Consider the following 17,930-nt stretch of genomic DNA (forward strand, 5'->3'; position numbering starts at 1 on the left):
AGATGTCGTTGGTTGATGGCGGACGTACCAGGCGCGGGCTCGATGTCAGTCTTCGATTGCCTGATAGACCATGGTCCAGAAGTCGTGGATAAGATGCGCCGAATCCGGAGTGGACATTCCGACTTGAGTGAGCAGGATTCCGGTGAGCTGTTTGTCCGGGTCGGCGTACGCCGAGGTGCCGCTTCCGCCGTCCCAGCCGAACTGGCCGATGGAAGCATAGTCGCCGCGGTAGGTGCGTACCGCCATCCCGAAGCCCCAGCCGCCGTGCTGCCCTTGGCCATGCGACAAATGAACATTGTTTTTTGCCAAGTCGTCTCGGAATGCTTGTTGCTCGGGCGTAAGGCGGTTCGTAGTCATCAGCTGGACAGCAGGCCGGGACAGGATCCGTTCGGTCCCGTGCATCCCTTGATTTAGCAGCATCTGTAAATACGAATGATAGTCGTCGACGGTTGACAGCAACCCGCCGCCGCCTGCTTGGAACGCCGGAGGCTTACTGTACCGTCCGCCTGCAGCCTCATCCCACACGATGAACTCTCCGGTCTGCGGATCAGGGACGTAGGCGGGCGGCAGCCGGTCAATCTTGCCTTCGGGCACGTAGAAGCCGGTATCCTTCATCCCCAGCGGTTCAAAGATGCGTTCGCGCAGGAACGTCTCGAATGTCTGACCCGTGACCCTGGCAACGAGTACGCCGAGCACTTCGTTGCTCATGTGGTACTGCCACCGCTCTCCGGGCTGGTAGCATAGCGGGAGCGTACCCAGGCGGCGCATCCATTCATCCGGCTCAGGCATCTCCTGCCCTGGCGTGTCAAATAATCCATTCTCGAAGATCGCGTTTTGGATCGGAGAGCCCATTAACGTCATATCTACTCCGAGCCCGAACGTAGAGGTCAACAAGTCCCGGACGGTGATTGGCCGCTGTGCCGGCACCGTGTCGTCCAGCGGGCCGTCGGGTCGTTTCAGCACCTGCCGGTTGGCAAGTTCGGGCAGCCATGGGTCTACTGGGTCGTCGAGATGCAGCTTACACTCGTCGAGCAGGATCATCACCGGCGCGGCCCCGACCATCTTGGAAGTGGAAGCCATCCGGAAGATCGTGTCCCGGTGCATCGGAGCGCCACCGTCATGGCGCATCGTGCCGATCGCCTCGACGTGCGTCTCACCGTTCCGGCTGACTAGGGCGACGAGCCCTGGAATCTTCCCGGAATCGACATGCCTTGCCAGCACGTCGCGCATTCTGCGCAGCCCTGTTTCGGAGAAGCCACCGCTCTTTTGTTCCATCAACTTTTTCATTTCGTTTCCCTCACTTTACTTTTTTATCAATCCTATTGTTTAAAACACAAATTCTCTCCCGGCTTGGCGTTATCCTTTATCAAATAACCGCAGCTATTCTTTCACTGAAGAAGGATCCGGAACTGCAACTTTTAGCATTTTGCTGCCTGTAGGGTTTTTGCAGTCCTTTTAATTGGTTGACCTTGGTTTGCATCGAATCCCAACCCTTAAATGACTGTAACTTTTGACAAATCAGCATCCATGCCTTTGAGCAGAGCAAAAGTTAATTTATCCATCGTTGCGCCGTCAAAGCAGATGGTTTTGATCATACGATAGTACTTTTTAGTCAAAGTAAACCCCGGATGGAAGGAAACATGATGAAATGTAGCGCCCTTGAACGAAACGTCGGTTAATGCAGTTTTCTCAAACTTGACGCCGATAAACGTCTGTCCGTCAAAACGTTTCCCGCTCAGATCGGAGTTCTTGAAGTCAACCCCATCAAATACACAATCTTCAAAAATCGTGTTTTTAAGATCGGTCATCGTTAACGTGACGTCGGTTAGTCTTACTCCTGTGAATTTGGCTCCGTCAAGCCCAGACTTGCTGAAATTGGTTCGTACCAGGATCGTCTTATTGAAGGTTGCATTTGTCAGGTTAAGCGTGGATAGGCTGCAGTCCGTCAGATTCGCTCCGTCAAAATTGGCTTCGCGTACATCGCTGCCCTTGAACGTACTGCCGGTCAAATCTGCGCCCGATAAGTCGGAACCGGAGAGCGCGCTGCCTTTAAACTGTCCTTTATGGGCCGTAACGCCTGCAAAATCGCTTTTTGCCAGGTTGCTTGCACAAAAGTTTGTCAGTACTTGCCGTTCCCGCAATCGGGAGTTCATGGTCTGATTCATCATATTTACATCTCCTTATAATAAGTTTTCTAACAATCCTTTGAGTCCGGGTCACCTATTCATACCAACCGTTGGTATGAATAGGTTTAAAAATAAGCTGCCTTCCGGCAGTTTAGTTTTCTTTGCTGGTTTCTCTAGCTGACACACGAAACAACTTCTCGTATCGTTGATACATTTGCTCATCGAACAGGTCAAGCCCCAGGCCTTTCAATATTTCATCGAAAAACCTTACCTTGCGTAACATCATCTCGGGCGAAGCTTGGATGACCTCCGGGTTTAGCCACAGGTTCGTGAGAATCACCAAGGCTTCGCTGAGCTCCCTTGGATAGTCGGTCCGGATCGAACCGTCTCGCATCCCCTGTTCGATGATGGGCTGGATATAGACGGGAACCGCTTTTTCAAAGATGTTCTCGATCTGTGCCGCCAGCAGCTTCGGATTGCGCAAGAGGTTCGGCGCTACCGATGCCAGTTCGTTGTGAGCGGCATTGTCAAGAGAGAGTTGGGAAATCTTCCGGAGCTTCTCCAGGCCGTTCAGCCCGTTGTCATCCCGGATGCCGGACAACATCTCGTCAACGCCTTTGAACGCATGATCGATGACGGCCTGCCAGATCTCTTCCTTCGACTTGAAGTGATGATAAATCGCCCCTTTTGTCAGCCCGCCCAGCTCATTGATGATATCCTGAATGGAGGTTTGCTCGTATCCTTTTTGCATGAACAGGTTCAGAGCCACGGTTAGGATTTGATTGATGGTTTCTTCCGGATATTTATTTCTTGCCATTCGCCCGCTCCTTTCATACATTCGGTTGGTATGTAACAAATATATCCAATCATCCTTTTGATGTCAACCCCTTATTTTGAATATTTTTATAAAGTTCCACACCAGACTAGGCGGGGTTTCTGATTGAGATCCTCTTCGCTTTATTTCAAGGTGAACCATCTGGTCTAGCAGTCCTGTGCCAACCGGCAAGCTGCACCGATATTTTGAACTAACGTTTCCCGTTAATCCAATCATTTTCTTCACCTTGTTTAACTGAGATACAAAAACATCGCTCAATCTCTGCTAGTCCATCATCATATCAACAACTTTTTTAGCGAATGCCGCATAGGATTCGATCAGGTCCGGATTTCGATCAATAGCCCATCTGAGGTTATCGAACGCGCTTAATAGCAGCAAATGTCTCATATCAGCTAGGTTTTCTACACTTATTCCGTACCCGTCTAGAAATGCATTGAATTCTTCCATATTCGGATTTCCGTCTAGAATATGGCACCGCATCAGCCAAATCATATCTCCATGCGGTACGGTTCTTGCTTCTGCATTGCCCCAATCCAATAATATGACTTGCCCCGTCTGATTGATAATCGTATTCTTCAATGAAAGATCTCCATGGATTAAACCGAAACGGAACCTTTCTTTCTTCAAATTCTCAAACAGTTTTTGCACTCTCTGCGATTTCGTTAGATTGATTACTCCAAGCTCAATCAACCGATCATTCTCCGTCAAACTATTGATATTATACTGTACATATCCAAGCCAACTGCCGTCCGATCCTGCATGGGCAGGGGAATGAAACTCACCATGGACCGGATCTATTAGATTTTCCCCATATCCCTTCACTGGGATCGAATGAATTAGTTTGGCATATTTGCCAAGCTGCCTCCAAACATCGGACTTGAGAACCGTACTATCTACCCCGTTGTCTCCATCAACGAAAGCTTGAATCATATACGCGGTTTCATCAATTATACCAATGGTCAACACCTCAGGTCCGGGAATGCCAATTGCGGCAGCTTGTTCAATACACCATTTTTCTTTCACATAGCTTGGAAATGTACCTGAGTCGTTCATGCGAACGACGACTTTGCGACTCTCTGTTTCGACTACGAAAACCTGATTTACGATGCCTTTTCCTATGATCTGGTATGATGTTTTTACTTCTTCAAGAAGAAAATCGCTTGCAATTCGTTCTGCTTGTGTAGCTACAGAGTCTCCCACAGTTTTTCACCCTCTAAAGTGTCGTGTTTCGAATAGATTACCACACTTTTTTTGGAAAGTACGTTTATAACTAAACTAACCTGCCCGTTAGCTTAATTAAATTAGCCCCCAGTATATTAGGTGATAGCTTGCAAATTAGAACAAGGGAACCTCCCCGCCCGGATACAATGTCGAGTTGGACAAGCGTTTCGGCTGCGACAGTGGAATACCCGAAGGGAGCTTCCTCAGATCCGCAGTCTTGCTCGAATATATGGAAGCTGTTTCGCTGCTGTAGATAATGACTTGCTCCGTATGGCTCCCCCATAGGTCAGCATGGACGGCATAACCCTCGGAAGGAAACTCCACGACCGCGTTCATATGACCGTCATACAAAGTTGGAAAGATGCCCCCACCGCGACGGTATGCCAAAATATAGTCCGGGGCGCCTTCCGCCCACCCGCTCAAGGGCTCGATAATCGTAAGCCAGCCGGGTGTCTTACGGTCTTCTTTCCACACCTCTTGTCCGCTGCTGTCCAGCAGGAACAACGCGTCCTTGCCAATTAAGCCCTTACCGTCGTCCTCTCTCACAACTCGATCCAGCCCGGCAATTTGCATTCCCGGCAAATCGCTTCGGAAGCGCCCGAGCGCTAAATGCTGTGATTCGATTGAGCCTTCGTAGCGCCATAATTCCTTGCCGTAACGGTCATACATGACCGTTACGCTGCCTCCGATTACAAGCTCCGGCTCTCCGTCGCCATTTACATCACCGATCCAAATGCAATCGGCGTGATCATCCAATTCACGGCAGCTCCATAACGGCGTGCCGTCATGGTCCAGCAGCGTATAACCGGCCATCACTTCGTCGTATCCATCACCATCCAGATCATATGCCCAAGGGAAGTGGCCGGGGTTGCCCTCGTGCGTCCAGAGCAAATTGAAGTTCCGGTCCATTGCCCACATGCGGTGATAACGATCCTTTAGAATGAAATCTCGCCCATTCGGGTTGCCCGTCAAATTCGCAATGATAATGCAGTCGTGCGCCTCAGGATCCGGAAGTTCATGGGACGATCTAACGCTTCCGTCGTGCCCGTTGATGACGATGAGCCGGCTATCCATAACGCACAGCACCTCCAACCGGCCGTCTCCATCGATATCGACAATTTGTGCTGGATAATCCGACCCTTGGCTGCCTGCTCCTGGATCCGGCTTCCCCGTTTGCCAGAGCAGATTCCCCTCCAGATCGAATGCAGTGAGGCACTGCACCTGATGGGGAATATAACGCACGTCTTGGCGGTTGTCGGGCTGCACGAGCAGCATCTCCATCCGGCCGTCTCCGTTTAAGTCGCCGAGCAGCATTTTACAGCGCGGACCTGCCGCCCGGATATCCAGCTTGCCGATGAGCATAGGTTCTTTGGTCATCCCTTGATTCATCCAATTTTCCTCCATTCCTCTCTTCTCATTAAAACTTGATTTGCTCGCCGCCTTTCACTTCAACAATCGCTCCGTCCACGTTCAACCAGACGTTTAACGCTGAAGGGTTGTAAACAAAATCCAAGTCAGCTGCAAACTTCAGCCTTTCGAATGCCTTGGCATAATCGACAAGCTCAATGTTCGTACAATACCAAATGTCCGGATTGCCCCCAATATAGGCGCCGAACTTTTCCATAAGCTCCCAATTGTTATCGTTGTCGAATTCGTAGCTGTGGCCCCATACGTACATCAGATACAGATATTGCTTTTTGTGCAAGCTGACGAAGGTTTCCGCATGCTTCATCAGGTCACGATTATGGTGGCATGTCGGCTGCCATTCCAGAAAGTCGTCCGGCATTCCGAAATGTTCAGTGCTGTCAACAACTCTGGCATACTCCATGCCGAGACCCGGCAGCATCTCTTTGATTCTGCGGTTGTAAGAGCCGTTCGGATACGACATCCCGCGCACCGCATAGCCCACGATACGTTCCAGATTACGCCGATCTTCCATGATTTCGTACACGATTTGCTCGTTCGGGCAGCGAGCGATCGTAGGATGAGTCAGCGTATGTGCCGACACCTCGTGTCCTTTGAAGAGCGTTTTGACCTCATCTGCACCCACCTTGTCAGGCGTTCCAAGCAGTCCGGAATTGATATGAAAAGTTCCTTTAAGCCCATACCGATTAAACATGTCTACCAGCCGCCGATCGGCGAATCGGCCGTCGTCGTAGCTCATCGTTAACGCTTTGTGCCGCCCTTCCGGAAAGCACATCAAAATTTTCGGCATCCTGTTTCCTCCTTAGCGTATATGCTCCACAGCAGGCATACTGCAAATTCCCTTCGGGAATGAGTGGAGCGCAACTGATGGATAACCTGGTTTCACTGAGTAGCGACCAGTACTAAACAGAGCATTTGCCCCAACAAACATGTCAACAAACATGGAGGTCCACCCGCGGGAACATCAGTTGCGATTGCGTATGCATACACGGGGTAGATATAGATTTGGGATAGGAACCTTCGCCCAATCGATATCGGAAGCAAAATAAAAGCTTGTGTAGCAGGGCTGGTTATATACGACATTCTGCCATGCGACACCGGCTCTGTACTGAGCATCATGCATTAACGTATACAATTTTCGGTCTGTTACCTCGGTGCTCATGTAGATCCGAATCGCCGAACTATCCTCTGTTCGTACTAGCAGCTCTTCTCTCCAATCTCCGAAAACGTCAGCGACAAGGCAAGGATTTCCCTTCGTTCCGTTATTAGAAACTGCACCTTCTGCTGTAAGCAGCCTGCCTTGTTTCCAATCGTCGATTGTAACAGGCTCGTCGAAACTTCCGTTGATAATCTGTGTTGTCATATTGGCCGACCACTTGATGCTCATGTTCGTGCCCGGAATCTGTTTTGCAATTTGGTCTCCTTTACATGTCATCAAGCCGAATGCTTCATCGCTTTCATAACCCTCGCTGCACCATGTTTGAAGCCCCTTTTGGTTCGGATCAACCTGTCCGATCATCCCTCGCCCCACGTCATCGACGGCAAAGCCGCCATACAATACCTCGCCAGTAGCCGCATCGCGCAGAGTAAATCCGTAAGGTCCCGAGTCACCGCTTTCATGCACCATGAATATCTCCAATCCCTTCCGGTCCGGATCCATGTTCGCTACATGAAGGGCATCGCCGTGACCCAGCTTGACGATTTTTCCAGGTGCCTTGCTTTCGGGTGGCATGACACCTCGGGAGCTGTATAAAATGGATCCGTCATGGTCGATGGTCGCCGCTCCGTAAATAATTTCATGGAAGCCGTCTCCGTCCACATCTGCAATGCTTAAGGAATGCGCCCCTTGTTTAGCAAGGCTGCCAAAGTTCTCATTTCGGCCGTCCTCCTGACGGAGCGTATCATGAAAAGGATTATTCATCGAAACCCAGCCGCTGTCAACGAACCAGTTCTCCTTAAGGCGCGTTCCGTCCCAGGAATAAGCTGCGACGGCAGCCCGGGTATAATAACCGCGAGCAAAGATCGCAAACGGTTTTTTTCCGTCCAAATAGGCCACGCCTGCTAAGAACCGATCCACGCGGTTTCCGGGCTCGATGCGACTCCAAGCATAATCCCCCCACATCAGACCGTCATCATGCCGCCCCGGCTTATAGGGGATCGTCTCCAATTCTTCGCCTGTTTGTCCATGGAACACGGTTAAATATTCTGGCCCTTCAAGAATGAAGCCCTCGAATGACCGCAAGTTGTTGCGCCCGCTCCGGCTGGGAGCATAGACATCAAGAAAATAATCGGCCAGCCGCTCCGCATCCTCCTTTAGCAAAGGATAACTGTAGCGACGATCGATTCCGAAGCATTCTTCCAATGTAGTGGGCCAACGGCCGGTCACTACCTCTTCATGCGAGTGCCAGCTCATAAACATATGGACGATATGCTTATAATAGTCCGCGCTGCACATTCGATAGTCGTCCTGATGACTATACCCCGCAGACACATCCTCTGGGGGCATGGTTATATAGGTTTCGGAGGACATTACTCCATCCTGATCGTACCTTATGACCTTTGTACCGGGTGCTGTCTTGAACATCAGCTCAGCTTTCCCGTCTCCGTCAAAATCATAGACCAGAAATTGTGTATAGTGAGCACCCGCCCGAATGTTCACACCAAGCTCAATCCGGTAGAGGAGAGTTCCGTCCAGCTTATAGCAATCGATATATACGGGACCGGTGTAGCCGGAATGCGATACATCCTTTGCATTGGACGGATCCCATTTTACAAAGTACTCATACTCTCCGTCGCCATCTACATCACCGACGCTCATATCATTTGCCGCGTATGTATAGATTTGGCCAGTCGGAGTGACACCATCAGCCGGTTTTCTCAGAGGTAATTCATAGTATGGACCCTCCCAGGGAGTGACGTCGGCACTACGGTCGACTTCCTGTCCATCCACAACGGCACAAACATGATAAACCGATGTTAGCGTCCCGCTGGGGTCCAAATAGTTGGTGCTGTCGTGGACAGCTGCGATAAAATCGCCATTACGATACAGGTGGAAATTGGCGCCGATCATTCCGTTACCGCTATAACCGGCCACTTCATTTCCAAGCAATCTCCAGCTGAGAAAAATTCCTGCTGTTGTCGCTGCTGCAACCAACCCCCGGTCCAGAAATTCCATCTGTACCCCAGATGTCTTCTGTGCATCAAACTTGCGCTGCTCATGGACGGTTTTCATAAATCGACACCCCTCCTTAATACGAACATCTATCCGTTTTCCTGTTCTCCCGTGTTGGTCATTTCGATAACTGCGGAAAGTAAGGCAAGCGCAAGTCCTTGCCCCCAGCCCTGGGCCCATTTTCTATCCACGCCGAGATAACCCCTGATATCGTTCATGACAGCGGTTCCACCGGATACGTTAAGCACCCGTCCACGATCGGAAATATTAGCCAGCACGCCCTTTAAGGCCCGCTCTACATGTTTGGCATGAAGCGGATTATTCTGCATCACCATTGCCGCTGCAATGCCAGCCGTGGCTGACACCTCGCCATAAGCTTCCGGGTAGTCGAGCACGGTGCCCCAGAGGCCGTCATCCTTCTGCAGCTTTTTGGTGGCGGCAAGCTGGTCTCGCAACGAGCTTATAATATGCATAAATGGAGGGTACAGGTAAGCTTCCGGCAGCACATGTCCCACGCGGGACATCGTATAGGCCGCCCAAGCGTTGGCGCGCGCCCAATACATTCCTGACATATGATCCTTATTAATGTGGTTATATCCGTGATACCACAGGCTGGTATTCTCGTCCTGCAAATAATTAATATGCCAATAAAACTGATGAAGTGCATCGTCAATAAGCTGCTTCTCTTCAAGCACCACGCCTGCGCGTAATAGGAAATATCCCGCCATAAACAGGGTGTCCGCCCAGCATTGCTCCGGAAAATCGTTTTTAGCCGACACCGTGTGCTGGAGGACACCGTCACCGAAACGCAGGGCATTGTTCTCCAGATAGTCCACCTTGCTCATGATAATATCGAGGTATTTCTGATCCTTCGTCTGTTCGTAAAGGGTGAGCAGCATATGTCCCATCGAGCACGTGTTGACCGTCCATCCCGGAAGTCCTGCATCGATATATTCATCGCACCACTGTATCATCCGCTCCAAATATGCCTGCTCGCCGGTCACTTCAAATGCACGGCTGATCCCGTAATAGGCGACGCCGCACGGCCAGTCCCAAGTCAGATCCATGCCGAAGGTGTAGTCTGCAACGCACCCGACAACCTGCTTTAGATCGCTATTAGCAATAGCTAACTTCAATTTGCAAAGCCTCCTTGGCCAAAGCCCCTGCTGAGATGGAAGTGGCTTCGGCAGTAATTATGGAAATAACGGTGTAAACTACGGTTTGCTTTCGGCATATACGGTTAAATTCGCGTATTCTCCAATCATAGGCGCCATCTGGCGGAAACCGAGCTTTCCGCCAGCAATCGGAAGCCCGTACGTCTCGCCGTCATCTTCCCACGAGAAAACCGGAAGGTTGTTGACGGCAAACGTAATGCGATGTCCGCTCTTGACGATGAGCATCCGGTATGGTCCGACCGCGTCCATGACGCTTGGAATTGGGTCGGCACCTTGCACGACCAGGTGGAAACCGTAGCTTTTACGCAAATTGCAGGTATGAAACTTCCGCTCCTCCACCCACTTCCTCCGGAAGTAAGAAACGTGGAAGGCGTTCATTTCGCCGTGATGATACTGATCGTATTCACCGGTCCGTGGCTTGATGGAAGCATCGAACAAATCCCGGCCTTCCGTGCCGCTTGCGCTAAAAAACATAATCGCCAGGCCCGGCTCGCGGACCGGCCAAAAATCCCATGAGACGGCGGCGTCCGCCGGAAAATCCTCCGGGCACCACAACACGAAATTGGCTCGCTGCCCCTCCGCCTCGTCGCGGACGCTTTCGAGCCGCATACGTCCCAAAGGAAACGTGATGGCTCCTTCTCCCTCCATTCGAAAATCCGCGACATGCTCGGGTTTGGCGAGTGGGTTTGAATAGATCGTACGCCAGCTTTCAGGAAGAAGCGGGCTGTTAGCAGCATGTACGGCTCCTGATCCGGCTGGTTGACCTGTTGACATCGTATTCACGCTCCTTTCTTCCCATGTTTGGGTTACCGCGTATAGGCGACAAGCGATAACCGAGCTGCATTACACATTAGCCTCCTGACGGGCCGAGTCTGCATGGTCAGGTAATGAATCCGGGATCAGTTCCAGGCTGATGATCGTGTTCAAAGACCATTGCGACGCCTCATTCGTATTCATCCAGTCAATTTCCTTCAGCTTGTCGACGTACGTAACGTCAACAGCGTCTTTTTCCAGGTCTGTGGTTGCAAAAGGGTGTCCCAGCAGCGTCGACCAGGCAAAATCGGCTGTACGTCTATCCTTACGATACCAAGCGCCGTAAGCGACGAGGGCCAGCGTCAGGACTGGATGCTCAAACCGCTTTGTGCTGATGGCGCCGCCTGTGATGTGATCCTTTTCTTCCTGCGAAAGATTATAGAAAACACCGAAATCAGCCATCATGTCGTCCCACTGCTTATCCTTCAGCATGCCGGACAGCTCGAACCACACCTGCGGCGCGCCCATGCATAACGCCAGATGGCGCCCCCAGTTGTCGTCGCCCATCGACGTCAGCAACCCGGTATTCGGATCATAACCGTAAGTCGGACCGGAGATCAAACCGTAATTCGCCTGTTTAATGCATTGAATGCCGGTAAGCAGTTTGTCACGGTAAAACATATCCTCTTTGCGCTCCCAGCGGGTCATCCAGTTGGAGCTGAAAGCCGCCCAATCCGGGCCGACCCGGATATGGGTCTTATGCTCGTCCTTGGGAAAATAGGCGCGCATCGGGTCGATATGGACGGTCGTATAGTCGGCATCCTTCGCCTCGTCCATCATATCCCCGATCCGCTCGTCACCCGTCAAATAATAATAATATCGGTGCAGTCCGGCCATGCCGATCCGTGCTTCCTTGCAGCCGCAGCCCCAATGGACGACGTTATGCCGGGAGCCGAGCCCGGCGTATTCACCGAAATGATAGACGTCGACCTCGCTCGTATGGCGCGTCATCGCCTCCGCCATCCGGAAAATATCTTCACGTCCCGAGCGCAAAAACATCAGCCACAGCCACATGTTCGGGACCAGCTCCGTATTTTGCCAAGCACAGCCGCCGAGGTCATAATTCCAGACATGGCGCGCAGGGTCGTAGCTGTGCATGAAATCGCCGTAATCCCAGAAGCCGTACCAGCGCCTCTGCTCCACTTCCCTTTGGTAAAAGGCAATGATTCCGTCCAGCTTCTCTTCGAGGCGGGCTTTGGCGGGCGTTCCCCGGTCCGGCAAGCTCCAAATTCCAAAAGCACCCTGGCTCCGTAAATAAGCCGGCTCGCAAGCAAGCTGCGGCGGTGATTCGTTATAGCTCGCATAAGCCTCCAGTTCATCCGGCGACGGCGTCGACGCCCGGCACCAGATCGTCAGCTCGCTCGTATTGCCGATGCCGTACGGTGTTGCCCGCAGTTCTTCCGCACCTTCGTAGGAAGACTCAACATGCGTTAACGTATCATAATGGCGCATGTCCATGGTCGGTGCTTCCGGGGACCAGAACCAGGCAATCAGCTGTGCCTCGTCCTCTGTGAGGCCGTGCGCCTCCATGCCGGAAGGATGCTTTTGCCAGAAATTGCGTATCGCAAGCGCCAGTCCGCCGCCGGGCCCACCGACATATGCAACGCCGCGCGCTCTCCTGCCTTCGGCGGTTTTAAGCCAGCTGCATCCTGCTTTGGTCCGCTTGGCCATCAGATAATGGTCGGCGGAGAACTGAGTCGCCTTAAAGCCGTCCCAGCTTGCGGAGTCGTCCAGCAGGTTCATGAAGTATTCGTCGTTCATGTCTTCGTCGGTCAGCGTTTCCCCATTGAGCTGACGCTTGAACAGCTCCAAATATCTGCCTTTTGTGCGCCGCGAATGAAGCGTTTTGGACGATTCGCTTAAATAACCGGTATCACCGGCAAACCGGATATGGCGGTTGTACAGCGGCCCACGGATCGGCAGGATGAAACGGATGCCGAGTCCCTTCACGAAATCCTGGTTCGGATTGCCGTCATAGAAAAACGTATGTACAATCCGGATCGACTCCAGACCCGCGTAAGCGTACAATCGAAGCGAAAAAGGAAGCCATTCACCGGTTCCGTTCACGGCACGGTGGCGGCCCGTCAACTTGACGACCGCTCGTACCGGACCTGCTTGCTCCACCTTCGCTTCGTAGATTTGGGATTGATAACGTTCCTCCCGGATCGTCCGACTGCCGCTCAGCTCGCTAACGCTTTCCTTGATGGCAATCAGCTCGCCGCAGGAGCTGATGCTCACGCCGTTACGGTGTACATCGGCGATCATTTGGCTGCCTTTTTTCGGTACCCTAAAGGAAATGACGCCCGTGTCGATGGTAAAGCCATCCTCTGCCTCTCGTACGGACAATGAAGCCGCAGTTGGTGAATGTTCGCGATCTCCCTTCACGATGGTATACCCATGAGGGGCATCAGCCTGAAAAGCGGCTGCATGCGCCGTCCATTTGACGCTGCCGTCCGGCCAATAAGCAGTCGGCCAGCTTTGCAGTGCGGGGGCGGTGCCTTCCTCCATGTGCAGCGACAGCCGGTCATCCCGCGAAAGCTCTCCCTCCTTCCACGGCATTCCCCAAGTCACCCCAGCCGGAATATCTGCGGCTGCCTTTAACCAACGCAGTGATACTCGCGTGTCGTTCATGGAATCATCTCCTAAACGTTTTGTTGGCTTCCGTTGCTTCAACGCCCTCATTGTAGACAGCTGCGGCTTTCCCGGCAATGGCACTTTCTTGATGACATCCGCCGGCCTTAATTGCACGATTTCGCGAGAATTGCACTTTATTGCACAATAAGGTTCTTCTGGTGACCTGGTGCTTCGCGCTTACGCATCACAACAATGCCTGCAGCGGTCGCATCATGAACCGATGCTGGCTGCTTCTCCGATGTGTTTATCCCAGCTTACTTCCTAATCTGTCCGGCTAAGCTCACGATAACGGGTGGGAGTCATGCCCTCGAGCTTTTTAAAGATCCGGTTAAAATAGCTGTGCCGATATCCGACTTGTTCGGCGACCGTGTTAATTTTCATCTCCGATTCCCGAAGAAGCTCCTTCGCTTTGTCCATACGCAGCTCGGTCAAATAATCGATAAAGTTTTTGCCGGTGACCTGTTTGAATGATTTGCTCAGGAAAAACGGATTCGTGCCGATGTGTTCAGCGCAATTGTCGAGCGAAATATCATGCATATAGTTTTGCTGCATATAGATCATGGCATGCTCGATCAGCCGTTTGACCTGGCCATCCGTTCGGCTCGTCAGCTCCTTCATGAAGGGGGCGATCACCTTCACATGGAACCATTCCCGTGCACCTGCAGGCTCTTTGACCTGGGAAAGCTGCTCATACAGATTGGCACCCTTGAACAGACGATTCGGCTGAATTCCGGATACGAGAATCGCATGCTGAACAGAACCCAGCAAATGAAGCATTCCCTGCTGAACGTCTATCGCTTTAGCCCCTTTAGCGGACAGCGCCTTCTGAAACTCGACGAGCAAGGCGTGGGCGTCCGCTTCCTGCCCGGTCCGAAGCGCCTGAAGAAATTCTCTTTCCAACGTAAACGGATACTGCGGTTCGGACGAATCTTCAAAATTCAGCTGATCCATTTCGATGATCTGGTTGTCGTTATCGAATTTGCGGAAGCTGGCTGCGTGCTTCACGCCTTCAAATGCGAGCGGAATATCGCTCACACGAGTGGTCGTCCTGCTGATCGCCACCGTCACCACCATGTTCAGCAATCGATTAACCGTCTGTGCCAGCTCTTCGCTGAACGATTTGATCGCTTGCGTACATGGCTCCCCTTCCGGCAAGATCAGCAGCACACCTGATCCAAGATCATGAAAATTGATTGTGCTGCTTTGCTCAAAATACGCATCCGCGAGCTCTTCGATCATGTTGACGGACGCAAAGGTGACCAGTCCCTCGTCGCCAAACTTGAATTTCCCTTCCATGCTGGCGATTCCGGTAAGCTGTACGTACAGCACGACAAACTGCTTGCCGCATACCTGCCATTTATAACGCTCCATCCTTGACCGCAGATCCTCCTCCGTATAGGCGTACAAATAGCCCTGCAGCAGTTGATGGAGAAAGCTTTCTTTCACGTGCGGCAGCTGCTCGAGCAGCTTAGCGTTCAGCTCTCGACTCTCCCTGTTTAAATGCTGCCATTGCCGCTCAATTAGCGTGAACTCGTCCTCCCCGCCTCCTCCCGCCAAAGAGGCACTCGGCAGCAAATCCTTCATCAGCCGTTTGACGGGCAAGTACATACGGATCGATGCAAGCCAAGCAAGCAGCATTGCCAGCAAGAGAGCACTCAAGCTAACCGTCAAAATGACTTTGGATATAAAAACGACCGGCGCCGTTATATTGGTGATCGGCGAAGCCGATACGTACAGCCAGTTATCCATGATTCGTGCGAAATAACCGTACGTGACCGTATAGGTTTTATCGTTCCATTCATAAAGAAACGAGCCTTCCGTGTTCCCGTTTGACTCGACCTCGCTCCTGACTGCCTTTACAAACGCCGAGTCTATCGAGCTCCCGTTAGCGGATACGTATATATCTCTCTCCGGCTCCATGAGAAAGTTTTCGCCGTCGGCATATGGTGTAATGGTCTGCAGCGCCTCCGCGACTTGTTCGTTGTCCAAGCGGACAATCAAAGCCCCAATCGGTTTTTGGCTGCCACCGGGAACGAGATGTACAAACGTCAATTCCCGTTTTCCCGGCTGATCGGGATCCAGCGTTAGCTGTGTCCAATACGTCGTTTTTCCCGCGTCGAGCAAACGGTCGTATAGCGATATGACACTTGCGTCATTCAAAGTGGAATATTCCGGATAAAACAATACCGGCTGGCTTCCGTGCAAATAGAGGCTGACGTTACGAATCATCGTATTGGAGCCCTGCATGACGAGCAGCGTATTCGTAATATCGCGGGTCTTCTCGAAATCGCGCACGAAGTCGCGATCGCCGAGCGAATAATCGAAGCTCGTATCGAACGCCCAATGCGCCAGCATCATTTCGAGATTGGACAGCTGTTTATTTAGGTTCTGCGAACGCTGCTCAATCTGGTTATTATGGAGCTTCAGCAGCTCCTTTTCCAGCTTGCCACCCGCCATGGAATAAACGAGAACCCCCGTTATGATGCCGGGAATGCCGGCAACGAACAGGAACATGATTAAGCTCTTCCTATAGAAGCTGCCGGATCTGCCGGATAAGCGGGCCAATAACGTCTTCCATCCAATCATCGTTTGCTCACCAACCATATCTAAAATTAGTTTTGCCTTCCTTTGTTAGGCGGTCCTTTGCCTTTCAGATATGTAAGCGTATTCAAATTCAACCACCGCAAAATAAAATCGAGTGCCTTAATTAGCATAACGTGGTCCTACCAATAATACCTGCATGTTTTCAGAGTAAATTGTTCAAAAAACAGAGGAATCCCATATAACCCGACAACGTGGAGTCTTGGCTACAAAGCTGCTGCTGTCACTTTGTGGGGACTCCGGAAAGAAAAATTCTTATAGCGAAAAAAGAGGCCCCTGGCCTCTTTTTTTCGCTGAACGACACTGCTCAAATGACTTCGTCTAGGATTTGGATGCTGCGTACAGCTCGTTGATTTCCTTCACGTAATCGTTGCCGCCGGATTTTTTCCACAGTTCGATTGCATCGCGCCAGCCTTGCTCGTCGATTTGGCCAACGATGAATTTAATGCGGGCATCGTTAATCATATTGCCTAGCTGTTGTCCTTTTTGCGAGTACACCTCAGAAATAAACGGCTCAGCCGGATTAGCGACGATTGTTTCCCGATTTTTCATTTGAACCTCTGTTTGTTTTAAGCGAAGCGGGGTCTGGGCCACTTGCAGCCCTTTTCCTTCCGGAATATAAGGTACCATTTGGTTTAGCCCTTCGACTTCCGACTCGAGGAGCACTGAGTCCGTGCTTCTTTCGAGTGTTGTGTCATCGATCTTGGTATAATGCACGCCTTCAAGGCCGAAGCTGGTCAGAGTTTGCAGGTCAGGCTCGTTCAGCTGGTCTAGAAACTTCAAAATGCGGTCGACCTCCTCCTCAGTCTTCACACTCGACTTCGGAATGGCCAATAGGCCGGCAAAACCGGAAGTAGGCAGCGTACGAATTTGACCATCCGTACCGGTTACAGCACCGAACACATCCATGTAATGCTCCCTTGAGTCATTGCCCGCCGCGGCGTTCGCCGCCTTGATTTTGTCGTCGACTCGAGCCGCTCCGTCCACGACGTCGATAATCACGCCAGCTTGCCCGTTAACGAGCGGATCAGTCCACTTCGCCGAGTCCATGACGGCAAAATCTTGGTTGACGAGTTTTTCGTCATACAGCTTTTTCATGAACTTGAGCGCTTCGAGATATTCGTCGTATTCGAACTCCGGTACGAGCTGGCCGTCCCTTTCACCCCATACATTAGGTGCACCGAACCACAGTTTGATCTGGTCGAAGCCCGCTCCCCAGCCGGCCGTCCATTTGACCATAACCAGTCCGTATGTGTCGTCCTTGCCGTTACCGTCCGGATCCTTCTCTTTGAACGCTTTCAGCATGTTGTAAAAATCGTCGATCGTTTTCGGCTGCTCAAGTCCGACGTTCTCCAGCCAATCCTGGCGGTAATAAACGCCGTTGCGGCCAAGCTCGCGCCCACGATATACGCCGTACGTTTTGCCGTTAATCGAGGAGTTGTTCAGAATGATTTCGCTGGCCTGGCTCAGGTTCGGATAATTTTTGAGCTTGTCGGTCAAATCCCAGAACGCCCCCGATTTTACCGCGCTAACGAAACTGGGACCCTTCGAGTCCGGCACGTAAATGATTTTCGGCAAATTGCCCGATGCAAGCGTAATATTGAATTTATCCGCATATGAAGCGTTAGGCACCCATTCGAAATGAATGTCCGTGCCGGTCAGCTTCTCGAGCTCAGCCGCTACGGGACTGTCGTCCTTCGGATAGTTTGTTTTAAAAATAGGGAGCATAATGTTCAGCTTAAACGCCTCTTGCGTATCTGCGGAAGCGCTTGCAGGAGGGGCCGCCGTCGAATTGTTGGAAGAGTCTGCGCCCCCGCTGTTTTTACCGGACGAGCAGCTTGCCAGCAGTACGATGCAAACCGTGCCTAGAATTAGTAATGTGGAAGCACGTTTCACCTTCATTGTCTTTTTCTTCATTAAATAGCCTC

General features: G+C 51.6%; 12 protein-coding genes. All 12 read right to left on the minus strand.

Annotated elements, in window-relative coordinates:
• Window positions 1-45: 45 nt before the first annotated feature.
• Window positions 46-1,275, minus strand: a complete 1,230-nt coding sequence (locus ACQKPA_RS21210) for a serine hydrolase domain-containing protein (protein WP_427494785.1) — start codon at window positions 1,273-1,275, stop codon at window positions 46-48.
• Window positions 1,276-1,493: 218 nt separating this feature from the next.
• A complete protein-coding gene (locus ACQKPA_RS21215) occupies window positions 1,494-2,168 on the minus strand; it encodes a pentapeptide repeat-containing protein (protein WP_427494495.1) in 675 nt (224 codons plus the stop codon).
• A 109-nt stretch (window positions 2,169-2,277) separates the two neighbouring features.
• Window positions 2,278-2,943 (minus strand): TetR/AcrR family transcriptional regulator, encoded by a 666-nt coding sequence (locus ACQKPA_RS21220; protein WP_427494496.1) that lies wholly within the window; start codon window positions 2,941-2,943, stop codon window positions 2,278-2,280.
• Window positions 2,944-3,225: 282 nt separating this feature from the next.
• Complete coding sequence (locus ACQKPA_RS21225) at window positions 3,226-4,161, minus strand: phosphotransferase family protein (RefSeq protein WP_427494497.1); 936 nt, start codon at window positions 4,159-4,161, stop codon at window positions 3,226-3,228.
• A gap of 135 nt (window positions 4,162-4,296) precedes the next feature.
• Window positions 4,297-5,571 (minus strand): FG-GAP-like repeat-containing protein, encoded by a 1,275-nt coding sequence (locus ACQKPA_RS21230; protein ID WP_427494499.1) that lies wholly within the window; start codon window positions 5,569-5,571, stop codon window positions 4,297-4,299.
• A gap of 28 nt (window positions 5,572-5,599) precedes the next feature.
• Window positions 5,600-6,397 (minus strand): polysaccharide deacetylase family protein, encoded by a 798-nt coding sequence (locus ACQKPA_RS21235; protein ID WP_427494500.1) that lies wholly within the window; start codon window positions 6,395-6,397, stop codon window positions 5,600-5,602.
• Window positions 6,398-6,571: 174 nt separating this feature from the next.
• Window positions 6,572-8,839 carry a rhamnogalacturonan lyase gene (locus ACQKPA_RS21240; protein WP_427494501.1) on the minus strand — a complete coding sequence of 756 codons (2,268 nt, stop codon included), beginning with the start codon at window positions 8,837-8,839 and terminating at the stop codon, window positions 6,572-6,574.
• Between the two features lie 29 nt (window positions 8,840-8,868).
• Complete coding sequence (locus ACQKPA_RS21245) at window positions 8,869-9,915, minus strand: glycoside hydrolase family 88/105 protein (protein WP_427494502.1); 1,047 nt, start codon at window positions 9,913-9,915, stop codon at window positions 8,869-8,871.
• 78 nt (window positions 9,916-9,993) lie between these two features.
• Window positions 9,994-10,728 carry a DUF1961 family protein gene (locus tag ACQKPA_RS21250; RefSeq protein ID WP_427494503.1) on the minus strand — a complete coding sequence of 245 codons (735 nt, stop codon included), beginning with the start codon at window positions 10,726-10,728 and terminating at the stop codon, window positions 9,994-9,996.
• Window positions 10,729-10,797: 69 nt separating this feature from the next.
• Entirely contained in the window at window positions 10,798-13,398 is a 2,601-nt protein-coding gene (locus ACQKPA_RS21255) for a hypothetical protein (protein ID WP_427494504.1), read from the minus strand.
• A 264-nt stretch (window positions 13,399-13,662) separates the two neighbouring features.
• A complete protein-coding gene (locus ACQKPA_RS21260; RefSeq protein ID WP_427494505.1) occupies window positions 13,663-15,987 on the minus strand; it encodes an AraC family transcriptional regulator in 2,325 nt (774 codons plus the stop codon).
• Window positions 15,988-16,323: 336 nt separating this feature from the next.
• Window positions 16,324-17,919: an extracellular solute-binding protein gene (locus ACQKPA_RS21265; protein ID WP_427494506.1), complete on the minus strand. Its 1,596-nt coding sequence runs from the start codon at window positions 17,917-17,919 to the stop codon at window positions 16,324-16,326.
• Window positions 17,920-17,930 lie beyond the last annotated feature (11 nt).

This window comes from Paenibacillus sp. NPDC093718 (assembly GCF_050279985.1).
In the GTDB taxonomy this organism is placed as follows: Bacteria; Bacillota; Bacilli; order Paenibacillales; family Paenibacillaceae; genus Paenibacillus_AQ.

Excerpts from the sequence above, each read along its gene's own strand:
- ACQKPA_RS21210 (WP_427494785.1), bottom strand. The coding sequence starts at position 1,275 with ATGGAACAAAAGAGCGGTGGCTTCTCCGAAACAGGGCTGCGCAGAATG.
- ACQKPA_RS21215 (WP_427494495.1), bottom strand. The coding sequence starts at position 2,168 with ATGATGAATCAGACCATGAACTCCCGATTGCGGGAACGGCAAGTACTG.
- ACQKPA_RS21220 (WP_427494496.1), bottom strand. The coding sequence starts at position 2,943 with ATGGCAAGAAATAAATATCCGGAAGAAACCATCAATCAAATCCTAACC.
- ACQKPA_RS21230 (WP_427494499.1), bottom strand. The coding sequence starts at position 5,571 with ATGAATCAAGGGATGACCAAAGAACCTATGCTCATCGGCAAGCTGGAT.
- ACQKPA_RS21235 (WP_427494500.1), bottom strand. The coding sequence starts at position 6,397 with ATGCCGAAAATTTTGATGTGCTTTCCGGAAGGGCGGCACAAAGCGTTA.
- ACQKPA_RS21240 (WP_427494501.1), bottom strand. The coding sequence starts at position 8,839 with ATGAAAACCGTCCATGAGCAGCGCAAGTTTGATGCACAGAAGACATCT.
- ACQKPA_RS21250 (WP_427494503.1), bottom strand. The coding sequence starts at position 10,728 with ATGTCAACAGGTCAACCAGCCGGATCAGGAGCCGTACATGCTGCTAAC.
- ACQKPA_RS21255 (WP_427494504.1), bottom strand. The coding sequence starts at position 13,398 with ATGAACGACACGCGAGTATCACTGCGTTGGTTAAAGGCAGCCGCAGAT.
- ACQKPA_RS21260 (WP_427494505.1), bottom strand. The coding sequence starts at position 15,987 with ATGATTGGATGGAAGACGTTATTGGCCCGCTTATCCGGCAGATCCGGC.
- ACQKPA_RS21265 (WP_427494506.1), bottom strand. The coding sequence starts at position 17,919 with ATGAAGAAAAAGACAATGAAGGTGAAACGTGCTTCCACATTACTAATT.